Consider the following 12,041-nt stretch of genomic DNA (forward strand, 5'->3'; position numbering starts at 1 on the left):
CCTTTCGCGGGCAAGCCCGCTCCCACAGGTACTCCACAACGCTCTCAGCCCTCGCCCAGCCCCACCTTCAGCAGTGCCCCATCCTTGGCATCGGTCAGCACATACAGGTAGCCATCGGGCCCCACCCGCACATCACGGATGCGTGCCTTCAACTCACCCAGCAAGCGCTCTTCATGGACGACCTTGTCGCCATCGAGCTGCAAGCGAATCAGCTCCTGCGTAGCCAGCGCACCAATGAACAGGTTGTGGTCCCAGGCCTTGAAGGTGGGGCTGTCATAGAAGGCCATGCCGCTGATACCGGGCGACTTCTCCCAGACATGGTGCGGGTCGACCATGCCGTCGATATGCTTGCCCTTGGCCTCGGGGATAGGCAGCAGCGAGTAGTTGATACCGTGTGTTGCGATTGGCCAGCCATAGTTCTTGCCCGGCGCCGGAATGTTGATCTCGTCGCCCCCCCGTGGGCCGTGCTCGTGGGTCCAGAGTTTGCCCGTCCAGGGGTTCAATGCCGCGCCCTGCTGGTTGCGGTGGCCGAACGACCAGATTTCCGGACGCACATCCTGCTTGCCGACAAAGGGGTTGTCCTTCGGTACTTCACCGTCGGGCAGGATGCGCACGATCTTGCCCTGCAGCTTGTCCAGGTCCTGGGCGGTCGGGCGCTGGTTGTTTTCGCCCAGGGCGATGAACAGGAAACCGTCACGGTCGAACACCAGACGCGAGCCGAAATGGTTGCCTACCGAGAGCTTGGGCTGCTGGCGGAAGATGACATTGAAGTTCTCCAGCCGCGCGCGGTCCTCGGACAGCTGGCCACGGCCCACCGCCGTGCCGGCCTTGCCATCACTGCCCTCCTCGGCATACGACAGGTACACCGTACGGTCCTTGGCGAACTCAGGCGACAGCACCACGTCGAGCAAGCCACCCTGCCCTTCGGCCCAGACCTTGGGCACACCGCTGATGGGTGGGCCGACCTTGCCTTCGGCATTGATCACCCGCAGGTTGCCGGGGCGCTCGGTGACCAGCATGTCCTTGCCACCGGGCAGGAATGCCAACGCCCAGGGGTTGCGCAGGCCGTCGGTCAAGGTGCTGACGGTGAGTTGCCCTTCCTCGCTGGGAAACTGCTGCTCGGGGGCGGCATGGGCCATCAAAGGCAACAGTGCAGCAGCGGTCAGGGTTGTCAGCCAGGTAGCTTTGATCATGCAAAATTCCTTTCTCGCGAGTGGGGCTCAAGGCGCGCGCTGGGTGTCACGCGGCGGCCGGGTGGGTTCCAGGTTCGGCGCCTGCTGCTGGCGGCGCAGGTTGTCGCCATTGCCGATGCCGCGGTTATCCAGGCTTGGCGTGCGGTACACAGGCTGGGTGGACGGGCCACGCACGGGTGGCGTGGCCGGCATGCTGCCCTGGCGGCTATTGGGGTTGGCGCGCTGAATCGGGCTGTTGTACGGATTGTTGTTGCTGGCGGCGAGCTGCAGTGGCTGCATGGGCGCTGCCTGCACCGGCAGGCACAGCACCAAACCGATGGCCAGGGTCGGCAATGTAAGATTCATGCTTCACCTCTGTACGAAAAAGCGCGCCTTGAGCGTTTGGATAGCCTAAGGCGCGAAGGGTTCGCGGCAAAAGTGTGAATGCGATTCCTGATGTTTCAGTATGGGCCTGATGGCGTTGGCCATCCGGCTCGCCGATCACCGGGCACTATTGGCCTTGCACTGCGTTGACCTTGTGCCGCGCCGCGTACAGGCACAGCATCTCCATGGCCAGGGTGGCCCCGGCCAGCGCAGTGATATCGGCATGGTCATAGGCCGGTGCCACCTCCACCAGGTCCATGCCCACCAGGTTGATGCCACGCAGGCCGCCCAGGATTTCCAGTGCCTGCACCGTGCTCAGGCCGCCGCACACCGGGGTGCCAGTGCCGGGCGCGTAGGCCGGGTCGAGGCAATCGATGTCGAAGGTCAGGTACACCGGCCGGTCACCGACCCGCTGGCGGATCGCCGCGATGATCGCTTCAGTACCTTGGCGATGCACCTGCCGGGCATCGAGAATGGCGAAGCCCTGGCTGTCGTCATTGGTGGTGCGCAGGCCGACTTGTACCGAGCAGGACGGATCGACCAGCCCTTCCCGTGCGGCATGCCAGAACATGGTGCCATGGTCGATTCGCCCCTCTTCGTCCGGCCAGGTGTCGCTGTGCGCATCGAAATGGATCAGCGCCAGGGGGCCATGGCGGCGGGCATGGGCCTTGAGCAGGGGGTAGCTGATGAAATGGTCGCCGCCCAGGGTGAGCATGGCGCAACCCGCTTCAAGAATATGCTCGGCGTGGGCCTGGATGCTGCCCGGTACCGACTGCGGCGTGCCGCTGTCGAAGGCACAGTCGCCATAGTCGATCACGGCCAGGTGGTCGAAAGGGTCGAACGCCCAGGGCCAGTGGCGCGCCCAAGCCTGCTGCACCGAGGCAGCGCGGATCGCGCGCGGGCCAAAGCGTGCGCCAGGGCGGTTGCTGGTGGCGGTGTCGAACGGCACTCCGCTGACCACCACATCCACCCCACGCAAGTCGCGGCTGTAGCGCCGGCGGGCAAAACTGGTGATGCCGGCGTAGGTACTTTCCGCTGCGGTACCGTACAGGCTGCCGCGGGTCATGGCCTGGTCGTTGTTCTGGGCTTGTTCCACGGTTGGGCTCCTTTGTGGTTGTCGGTCACTGGCGGCTGCGGAACGCCGTCCACAGCCGGTTGCGCTGACGCAGGTCGGACAGCGCCATGCTGCGGTCGGCATACAACCGCCCACGCACGTCGGCAGGTGGGTAGATATCCGGGTCGTTGCGCACGGCGTCATCGACCAGAGGCGTCGCTGCCTGGTTGGCATTGGCGAAGAACAGCGTATTGGTCAGCGCTGCCACCGACTCTGGCTTGAGCATGAAGGCGATGAAGGCACGGGCGGCTTGCGGGTGCGGGGCGTCCTTGGGGATGACCAGGTTATCCTGCCAGACCAGCGTGCCTTCACGGGGGATGCGGTAGATCAGCTCGAACGGCTTGCCGGCGCGGCGAGCCTGGTCGGCGGCCATGGCAGCATCGCCGTTGTAGGTCAGCGCCAGGCACACGCTGCCGTTGGCCAGGTCGCTGATCTGCCGGCCATTGGCGACATAGCTGATCGACGGTTGCAGCTGGTTCAGCAAGTTCTGCGCGGCGTTGAGATCTGCCTTGTCCTGGCTGTACGGGTCCTTGCCGAGGTAGTTGAGCGCGACACCGATCACCTCCTGTGGCGAGTCCGGCATGGCGATGCCGCACGCCTTCAGGCGGCTGGCGTACTCGGGCTTGAACAACAGGTCGAGGCTGTCCAGCGGTACATCGCCCAGGCGCTGGCGCACCGCCTCGACATTCACCCCCAGGCCCAGGGTGCCCCAGGTGTAGGGCACGGCGTAGCGGTTGCCTGGGTCGGTCTCGGCCAGCTTGGCCAGCAGGTCCTTGTCGAGGTTGGCGTAACCAGGCATGCCTTGCGCATCGAGCGGTTGCAGGGCATTGGCCTTGAGCGCCCGGGCCAATACGGTGGCTGAGGGCACCACCACGTCGTAGCCGCTGCGCCCGGTGAGCAGCTTGGTTTCCAGGACCTCGGTGGTGTCGAAGGTGTCGTAGCGCACCTTGTAGCCGGTTTCCTGTTCGAAGCGCTTGAGCGTTTCCGGGGCAACGTAGTCGGCCCAGCTGTAAAGATTGACGACCTTTTCTTCGGCCTGCAGCGGCAGGGCCAGAATCAGGGACAACAGGCACAACGATCGACGCATGACGGACACCTCGGCAAATGGGGTGGATGCCGCCAGCATGCCAGCCGGGTAATATTGCAAGAATGACAAGTTTACAAAGCTGACATTCTTCAGGAGCAATGTGATGCTCGGACAACTGCACGACCCTGACCTGCACCTGCTGCGGCTGTTCGTCACTGTAGTAGAGGCCGGCGGTTTCAGTGCCGCCCAGGGCGTGCTGGGCTTGAGCCAGCCCACCATCAGCCAGCGCATGGCGCAGCTGGAAACGCGGCTCGGCTATCGCCTGTGCAGCCGCGGCAAGAGCGGCTTTCGCCTGACCGACAAGGGCGAGCTGCTGCTGGAGGCGGCACGTAGCCTGCTGCTGAACATCGAGCTGTTTCGCCAACAGGCCAACGGCGTGGCCGGGCGCTTGCTGGGGACGGTGCGGGTGGGCATTGCGGAAAACCAGGATGCGGCCGTAAACCTGCGCCTGGCGATGGCCATTTCACGTTTTCGCCTACGCGATGAATCGGTGCAACTGGAGTTGATCAGCGCGCCTCCGGCGGAACTGGAGCGGCTGCTGCTGGAACAACGGCTGGATTTCGCCATCAGCTACTTTTCCGGCAACCAGGCGGCGTTCGACTATCAACCTTTGTTCGAGGAGCGCCAGCGTTTGTACTGTGCCAAAGGGCATGCGCTGTTCGATGCGACCGAGGTGACGCTTGAGCAGTTGCTGGAGGCGGATCAGGTACGTCACCCGTACCGCTTTCTCAAGGGCGGCGAGCCGTTTCAGAGCCGGCGCAGCATGGCGGTGGCGGAGCAGATCGAGAGCGTGCTGACGCTCATTCTCTCTGGGCGGCACATTGGTTATCTGCCGTGCCACTGCGCGGCGAGCTGGGAGGCTCAGGGGATGTTGCGGGCGCTGGATCCGGGGCTGGATTTTGTGGTGCCATTCACCTTGGCCCGGCATAGGGGACAGGTAGCTGGAGAGGCCCAGGCGGCATTCATGGATGATTTGCTGGTGGCGTTTGCCTAAACCGGCCTCTTCGCGGGCAAGCCCGCTTCCACAGGGATCGCGCAAGGTTTGAAGGTTGCCCAATACCTGTGAAAGCGGGCCTTCCCGCGAAGAGGCCGGAGCATTCAGTAGGCCATGCTCCAGGTCAGGGTGTAGGTACGACCCCGGCCTTGGTAGTCATAAAGATAGGCCGGGCCATAGGTCGGCGAATAGAACAGCGTGGCCCGCTGCCCCCAGACCGTGCTGTACTGCTTGTCCAGCAAATTCTGGATCCCCGCGCTGAAGGTCCCAAAACCGGTGTCCTGGCTCCCCAGCAGGTCAAACGTGGTGTAACCGTCGATCTCATGGTCGGCATCATCCTTCAGGCTGAAGGCATGGTTGGCCTGCAGCCGCGCACTGCGGCCATCGCCCTTCCAGCCGACGAACGCGGTGGCCTTGGACAGCGAGGCATAACGGGCATCACGCTTGATCCAGTCGCCGTTGGCGCCTTCCTCCTCGGAGCGAGTCAAGTGCACGGTACCGCCCGCTTCCCAACCCGTCTGGAAGTGCCGGGTCAGCGCGCCTTCGAAGCCGAAGTCGCGGCTCTTCTGGTCCTCGACGTTGATGGTCAGGGTTTGCGAATCGACGTTGATGATCTTGTCCGACCAGATGTAGTACAGCGCCGCCTGCGCGTCCCAATCCAGGTCGGCATAGCGCCAGCCCAGTTCGACCTGGCGGCTCTTGATGCCAGCCAGCGGGTTGTCCGCCACGCTCAGCCCAGGCTTGCCGTAGTACTTGGCCGGGTCCGGCAGGTCGAAGCCTTCGCCATAGTTGGTCCACACCTGGTGGCCGTTCTTGAAGTCGTAGATGGCGCCAATGTTGTACAGGTTGACCTCATAGTCATTGCTGCCACCGGGCACGCCCTTGAAATCACTGACATCCACGTCCATCTGCTGGCGCCGGGCGCCACCGGACAGGGTCAGGTTGTCAGTGGCATGCCAGTCGAGCTGGGCGTAGACCGAAACACCGTCGACCCGGTAACTGGGATAACGCGGCGCCTTGCTCTCTTTTTCAAGGTCCAGCCCGCCGCTCTCGGATGAAGTCAGGGCATCGAAGGTGGTCTGGTCGGCATTGAAGCGCTCGCGATCCAGGTCGACGCCATAGGTCAGCTTGAGGGTGTCCCACTGCTTGGCGAACAGTCCCTTGAGGCTGGTGACCTCGAAATTCTGCTGCGAAGCGGCAAAGTACACACCGCGCGAGCCGGTCGGCGTGGCTCGGTTGTAGTACGGGAACGGGTAGAAATTGTCGTCTTCCTTGCGGTACGAGGCCTGCAGGTAGAAGTCCTGGCCCAGCACATCGGTATGGTGGTAGTTGGCGTTGAGCAGCAGTCGCCGGGTGCGAGGCTCCAGACCCGAGGAATAACCGCTGCGCAGTTCGGCGTCCTCCAGGTCGGAGGGGGCGTTGTAGTTCAGGTTGGGGAAGTAGATACCGGTGCTGCCGTGGTTGCCGGAATCGTAGTACTGGGCCAGCAGGTCGAGGCTTTGTTCATCGGTGAGTTTCAGGCCCAGAGTGCCCAGCACATCGAGGGTGCGGTTGTACTGCAGGTCGGTCTGGGTGTTGTCGATGAAGATCTGCTCGCCCGCACCGTCGTAGAAGGCTTCGTTCTGCTCGCCGGAAATCCCCAGGCGCGCATTGACCCGGTCGTTGCCGCCACTGATCGACTGGGCGAAGCGCGTGGCCAGGTCGTCGCTGTTGTTGAAGCCACTGCTGGCACCGAGCTGGGTTTCGAAGCGTGCCGGGCCCGGTTCGCCCTTCTTGGTAACGATGTTGATGATGCCGCCGGTGGCACCGCCGCCGTAAATGGCGCTAGCGCCGGAGAGCACCTCGACGCGTTCGACGTTGAACGGCGAAATGCTGTCGAACTGGCGTGACAGCCCACGCGAGCTGTTCTGGCTGACACCGTCGATCATCACCAGCACATTGCGCCCACGCATGTTCTGGCCATAGTTGGTGCGCCCTTCGGGGGCCAGGTCCAGGCCCGGCACCAGCTTGCCGATGGCCTCCTTGAGGCTGACCCCACTGTCGATCTGTTCGCGCAGCTGCTGTTGGTCTACCACCCACACCGTACCGGGGATTTCGCTGATGGCGGTGCTGGTGCGCGAGGCAACGCTGACTTCGATAGGCTTGAGGTTGACCGCCTGCCCTGCTGGCCCCGCCTTGCGCAGGGTAACCGTGCGGGCATCGCTGAACTGCCAGGCCATGTCACTGCCGGCCAGCAGCAGCTGCAGCGCCTGTTCGATGCTGTAGCTGCCTTGCAGCGCCGGGCTGCTCAGGCCTGCTACATCACCCGTGGTGTACAGCAGGTGCAGGCCGGCCTGGTCGGCAAATGCAGTCAGGGCCTGATCGAGGGGTTGTGCCGGCAGGTCCAGTTGGACCTGGCGGGCCTGCATGTGTGCCTGCGCATCTGGGGCGGCCCATGCTTGCAGGGGGCCGGCAAGAACTGCCAGGGCGCTGCAAGACATCAAGGCATGGTGTAGGCGACCGCCGCGACGGTGGGTAGGCTTGGGCAAAAGAGGCACGAATGAGCTTCCAGACAAGTCGTGATTGAGAAGGGTTGCTGATCAGTCCCACTACGACGATCTGGCCTGCACGAACTTGCAGCGCCAAATGAAAAATATTTCGATTATTTTTTACAGAATCAGTGCACCACTGCCAGCCACGGCAGATAAGTGACCTTGAGGCCGTAACGCTGCTCCAGCGTGCGCAGCAGGGCCTGCGGATCGTTCAGGTCAAACACGCCGCTGACCTCGAGTGCGGCGAGCTTGTTGTCGGAGAGCACGATACGGCCATGCTGGTAGCGCTCGAGTTCGGCCAGTACCTGGCGCAGTGGTTTGCCATTGAAGATCAACTTGCCGCGCTGCCAGGCTGTCTGCGCGTCGGCGTCGGCGGCGATGGCCAGGTGCTGTGCACCCACCCAGGCTTCACCTTTGGCCAGCACCACATGGCCGTCACGGCGCACGCTGAAGGTGGCCGCACTGCCCTGCACAGCCTCACCGGCGGTTTCGACCACGAAGGGTCGCGGATCATCGGCGGTTTCAAACAGCGCCTCGCCAGCCTGCAGCGTCACCCTGCGTTCGCTGGTGCTGAAGGCCACGTTCAGGGCACTGCCGCTGTTGAGCACGACACGCGTACCGTCTGCCAAGGTAACGCGCTGCTGCTCGCCAACGCCCGTGTGATAGTCCGCCAGCCACACCGGTACGTTTTGCCAACCGCTGTAGCCTGCCACCAGCAGCACCAGTGAGGCGGCGATGCCCGATGCCCAGTGCCACTTGCTGCGCCGCGCAGGCGCTGCCTGGAACACTTGGGCAGTCGGCGTATGGCCAAGATCCTGCCAGAGTGCCTCAGCCTCCCGCGCAGCTTCGGCATGCGCCAGGCTCAGCTGGCACCAGCGCTGGTAACCGGCCAGGTCACTTGCGCTGGCATGGCCCGAGTGCAACAGCACCTGCCAGTCGAGGGCATCGTCGGACAGGTCGCTGATGGGGTGGGGCGCGTGCATGGTAGAAGTTTCAGTCATGGTTGTGCTTGAGCCAATCGCGGCAATGGCGCAGGGCGTGGCCGATGTATTTTGCCACCATGCTCTCGGAAACGCCCAGTCGTTGTGCAATCTGCGCCTGGGTCAGGCCCTCGACTCGATTGAGCAACAGTGCCTGACGCGCATTGCTGGACAACTGCAGCAGGGCCTCGTCGAGTATCTGCAGTCGCTCGCGGGCCAGCAACGTTGCCTCCGGGGCGGGCGCCGGGCAGGCCACCTCCCCTGCCCCTTCGCTGTCCTCATGGCTGGCGGCGATACGCTGCTCGCGGCGCAGTGCATCGATGGCCAGGTTGCCAGCTACACGGAAGATGAAGCTGCGTGCATGCAGCACCGGTACCGCTTGCTCGTCGATCTTCACCAGCTTCAGGTACGTCTCCTGGGCCACGTCGGCGGCACGCTGCCGGTCGTTCATGCGCCGGGTAAGAAACTGCAGAAGGTCGTCGTAGTGCTCCTGGAAACTCGCCAGCAGACCGGACACGGGAGACGTCAGCATTGGGTAAAAACACTGCCAGCAAGAGGGATTATCGGGCGTTAATGAGAAACAGTATCTTTCATTAGGCCCGACACTTTCAACGCTGCCGTGCATTTGCCACACTCCAGTCTCAACTTCGCCGGCAAGGTCTTTCTCCATGGTTGCCCATTTGCGCCGCTACGTTCGTTTGCTTCTGGTCCTGCTACTGGCAGGCGGGCTGAACGCCTGTGCACTGTTTCAGGCCAGCGACCCGCTCAATATCAGTGTGATCGGCATCGAGCCACTGCCGGGGCAGGAATTGGAAATGCGCATGGCGGTGAAGATGCGGGTGCAAAACCCCAACGAGTCGGCCATCGATTACAACGGTGTAGCGCTGAACCTGGAGGTCAACGGCCAACCACTGGCAGCTGGGGTCAGTGACCAGAAAGGGCACATCGGCCGCTACGACGAAGCCGTGATCGTGGTACCGGTAAGCATCACGGCGTTCGCCTTTCTGCGTCAGGCATATGGCCTGGGCAAGCTCGATTCGCTGCAAGGGATGCCTTACAAGCTGCGCGGCAAATTGGCCGGGGGCCCCCTGGGCACTGTGCGCTTCAGCGACGAGGGCACGCTGGACCTGCCCAAGGATGGCAGCCTGTATTGGTGAGGCGCCAGATCAGCGGTTAGCGCTGGCTGCGGCCATCATCTTGTTGACTTCGCTGCGCACCATGTTGGCGTACTCTGGTGGCGACATGCCCTCCAGCTCGGCACGTACCCACTCTGCCCACTTGCCTTTACGCCGTGATTTTTCCGAAATCAGCCGCGCGGCTTCGCCCTTGGCTTTGCCCAGGTTGTTCTGCCACATCTCGAACAGCCGGGCCTTTTCTGCCTCGATCTGCGCCCGTTCCTCGAAGCTCATGTTGGCCAGATTGAAACTCATGAAAGTACCTGCCTGTTGAAAATGGCCGCTATCTTACACCGTGGCGTCGCATCATCGGCAAAGCCGTCGCAACTTTCCCGGCGCGCAGGCATCCATTGTTCAAACCACTCCATCAACGAGGACGAGTTCATGGCCCGTAAAAACGCCGCTCTGGCCGACAGTGATCAGATCAAGGACCAAATGTTCAGTGAACTGCAGGCATTGATCGAAGAATCGGAAAAGCTGCTCGATGAAAGCGCCGCTCTGGTTGGCGAAGAAGCCGAGACCCTGCGTGCGCAGGTCAGTCTGAAACTGCGCCAGGCACGCCAGGCCGCCGGCCAGGTACGCGCCAAGGCGCAACCGGTGGTCGATGCCACCCAGGACTACATTGGTGGCCACCCATGGCAGACGGTGGCGGTGTCCGCAGGCTTCGGCCTGGTGATCGGCCTGCTGCTGGGGCGCCGCTACTGAGTGTCAGGCAGCTTGCACCATCGGAATACCGCTGTGGAAACGCAGCTCCTGGTCCGGTGACTGGATCAGTTCGGCTTCAGCTTCACGCACCAGGGTGACGCGGCGGGCGATGTCCGCCTCGTCACCATACTGGTGGGCCAGTTTCAGGTAGCCCTGATAGTGGCGTGCTTCGCTTTTCAGCAAGCCGTGATAGAAGGTGCCAAGCTCTTCATCAAGGTGTGGCACCAAGGCCGCAAAGCGCTCGCAGCTGCGGGCTTCGATGAATGCCCCGACCACCAGTGTATCCACCAGCTTCACCGGCTCGTGGGCCCGCACCAGGCGGCGCAAGCCCGACGCATAACGCCCCGCCGACACTGGCCGCAGCGGCACGCCGCGGCGCTTCATCAGGCGTAGAACCTGCTCGTGGTGCACCAGCTCTTCACGGGCCAGGCGCGACATCATGTTGATCAGGTCCAGGTGGGTGTTGTACTTGGCGATCAGGCTGAGGGCGGTGCTGGCTGCCTTGAACTCGCAGTTCTTGTGGTCGATCAGCAAGGTTTCCTGGTCGGCGAGTGCCGCTTCGATCCAGGCATCTGGGGTCGGGCAGCCGAGGAAGGCATCGATTTCGGGGATCAGGGACATAAGCGAACAACCACACTGAACGGGCAAGACCGGCGATTATACCGACGGCGACGGGTAGCACCAGTGACTATGCTTGATGTACATCAAGCGGCGACGCGAGGGGCGCCGACTATAGTCAGGCATTGCTCGCCACCTTTGAAGGGAGTTCACGCCATGCAAGCCGTCCGCAGCATCCTCGTCGTCCTTGACCCCGACCATGCCCATAGCCGTGCACTCACCCGGGCAAAGCTGATTGCCGGTGTGACCGGTGCGCGCCTGCACCTGTTGATGTGTGACAAGAGACATGACCATAGCGCTTTGCTGAGCCTGCTCAGCAGCCAGCTGCATGACGACGGTTATGACAACGTCACCCATGAGCAGAAGTGGAAGGAGAGCCTGCACGAGTCGATCATCTATGTGCAGCAGGCCGAGGGTTGTGAGCTGGTCATCAAGGAACACCGAGCTGATAACCCGCTCAAGAAGGCTTTGCTGACACCTGCCGACTGGAAACTGCTGCGCCAGTGCCCGTGCGCGGTACTGATGGTCAAAAGCGAACGCCCATGGACCGCAGGCGTGATCCTCGCGGCGGTGGATGTGGAAAACCAGGACGAAGATCATCGTCGGCTGCATGCCAGCATCATCGACCATGGTTATGCCATTGCCGGATTGGCCAAAGGCGACCTGCACGTGATCAGTGCACACCCCTCCCCCATGCTGTCTGCGTCTGATCCTGTGTATCAGCTGAGCGAGACCATCGAAAAGCGTTACCGGGAAGCCTGCAGCGCGTTCCAGGCTGAATTCGATATCAGTGAAGATCGCCTGCATGTCGCGGAGGGGCCTGCGGATGTGCTGATCCCCCATTTCGAGAAGCAGCTTCATGCCGTGGTCACGGTCATGGGCACGGTCGCTCGCACCGGGATTTCCGGGGCCCTGATCGGCAATACCTCGGAAGTCGTACTGGACGCTCTAGAAGGCGACGTGCTGGTGCTCAAGAGCGAAGAAGCTACGGCTCACCTGGCGGAACTTGCCCGGGGTTGATGGTTTTTCGGCCCGCAAAGACAAAACCCCTACCTGCATGTGCAGATAGGGGTTTTGCGAAATGAATCTTGACGATGACCTACTCTCACATGGGGAAACCCCACACTACCATCGGCGATGCATCGTTTCACTGCTGAGTTCGGGATGGGATCAGGTGGTTCCAATGCTCTATGGTCGTCAAGAAATTCTGTAGCCAGAATGTCCAGATGGACAGCCCAGCGAATCCGGATATGTGATGTTGTGGTTCGTTGCGAACTTTCG

At 62.5% G+C, this 12,041-nt stretch carries 12 protein-coding genes, 1 rRNA gene and 1 pseudogene; 4 read left to right on the forward strand and 10 right to left on the reverse strand.

Translation table 11 applies throughout. From position 1 onward, the window contains the following. Positions 1–44: 44 nt before the first annotated feature. From H040_RS07670 to H040_RS07685, 4 genes are all read right to left on the reverse strand, one after another. Entirely contained in the window at positions 45–1,193 is a 1,149-nt protein-coding gene (locus H040_RS07670; RefSeq protein WP_027920621.1) for a PQQ-dependent sugar dehydrogenase, read from the reverse strand. 27 nt (positions 1,194–1,220) lie between these two features. After that, complete coding sequence (locus tag H040_RS07675; protein ID WP_027920622.1) at positions 1,221–1,538, reverse strand: hypothetical protein; 318 nt, start codon at positions 1,536–1,538, stop codon at positions 1,221–1,223. 145 nt (positions 1,539–1,683) lie between these two features. Beyond that, a complete protein-coding gene (gene speB, locus H040_RS07680) occupies positions 1,684–2,652 on the reverse strand; it encodes an agmatinase (protein ID WP_027920623.1) in 969 nt (322 codons plus the stop codon). Positions 2,653–2,677: 25 nt separating this feature from the next. After that, positions 2,678–3,757 carry an extracellular solute-binding protein gene (locus H040_RS07685; protein WP_027920624.1) on the reverse strand — a complete coding sequence of 360 codons (1,080 nt, stop codon included), beginning with the start codon at positions 3,755–3,757 and terminating at the stop codon, positions 2,678–2,680. Positions 3,758–3,860: 103 nt separating this feature from the next. Here H040_RS07685 and H040_RS07690 point away from each other — a divergent pair, with 103 nt between their 5' ends. Then, positions 3,861–4,751, forward strand: a complete 891-nt coding sequence (locus H040_RS07690; RefSeq protein ID WP_027920625.1) for a LysR family transcriptional regulator — start codon at positions 3,861–3,863, stop codon at positions 4,749–4,751. A 104-nt stretch (positions 4,752–4,855) separates the two neighbouring features. Here the strand turns inward: H040_RS07690 and H040_RS07695 are convergent, their stop codons facing one another. From H040_RS07695 to H040_RS07705, 3 genes and pseudogenes are all read right to left on the reverse strand, one after another. Continuing rightward, a complete protein-coding gene (locus H040_RS07695) occupies positions 4,856–7,279 on the reverse strand; it encodes a TonB-dependent siderophore receptor (RefSeq protein ID WP_027920626.1) in 2,424 nt (807 codons plus the stop codon). A gap of 128 nt (positions 7,280–7,407) precedes the next feature. Next, entirely contained in the window at positions 7,408–8,283 is an 876-nt protein-coding gene (locus H040_RS07700) for a FecR family protein (protein ID WP_256208125.1), read from the reverse strand. A 4-nt stretch (positions 8,284–8,287) separates the two neighbouring features. Beyond that, positions 8,288–8,794, reverse strand: a pseudogene (locus H040_RS07705) (RNA polymerase sigma factor); the annotation flags it as partial. Between the two features lie 136 nt (positions 8,795–8,930). Between H040_RS07705 and H040_RS07710 the strand changes: the two are divergent. Then, positions 8,931–9,419 carry an LEA type 2 family protein gene (locus tag H040_RS07710; protein ID WP_027920627.1) on the forward strand — a complete coding sequence of 163 codons (489 nt, stop codon included), beginning with the start codon at positions 8,931–8,933 and terminating at the stop codon, positions 9,417–9,419. Positions 9,420–9,428: 9 nt separating this feature from the next. Here H040_RS07710 and H040_RS07715 read toward each other — a convergent pair whose 3' ends face one another. Beyond that, a complete protein-coding gene (locus H040_RS07715) occupies positions 9,429–9,692 on the reverse strand; it encodes a hypothetical protein (protein ID WP_027920628.1) in 264 nt (87 codons plus the stop codon). Between the two features lie 129 nt (positions 9,693–9,821). Between H040_RS07715 and H040_RS07720 the strand changes: the two genes are divergently transcribed. Further along, positions 9,822–10,142 (forward strand): DUF883 family protein, encoded by a 321-nt coding sequence (locus H040_RS07720; protein WP_027920629.1) that lies wholly within the window; start codon positions 9,822–9,824, stop codon positions 10,140–10,142. A 3-nt stretch (positions 10,143–10,145) separates the two neighbouring features. Here H040_RS07720 and H040_RS07725 read toward each other — a convergent pair whose 3' ends face one another. After that, a complete protein-coding gene (locus tag H040_RS07725) occupies positions 10,146–10,763 on the reverse strand; it encodes a tRNA-(ms[2]io[6]A)-hydroxylase (RefSeq protein WP_027920630.1) in 618 nt (205 codons plus the stop codon). A 153-nt stretch (positions 10,764–10,916) separates the two neighbouring features. On the opposite strand from H040_RS07725, the gene H040_RS07730 reads away from it, so the two are divergent. After that, positions 10,917–11,780, forward strand: coding sequence for a universal stress protein (locus H040_RS07730; protein ID WP_027920631.1), 864 nt, complete (start codon positions 10,917–10,919; stop codon positions 11,778–11,780). Positions 11,781–11,846: 66 nt separating this feature from the next. On the opposite strand, the gene rrf is transcribed toward H040_RS07730, so the two are convergent. Next, positions 11,847–11,962: ribosomal RNA gene (gene rrf / locus H040_RS07735) — 5S ribosomal RNA — on the reverse strand. Between the last annotated feature and the right edge of the window lie 79 nt (positions 11,963–12,041).

The organism is Pseudomonas sp. URMO17WK12:I7, assembly GCF_003269045.1.
In the GTDB taxonomy this organism is placed as follows: domain Bacteria; phylum Pseudomonadota; class Gammaproteobacteria; order Pseudomonadales; family Pseudomonadaceae; genus Aquipseudomonas; species Aquipseudomonas putida_J.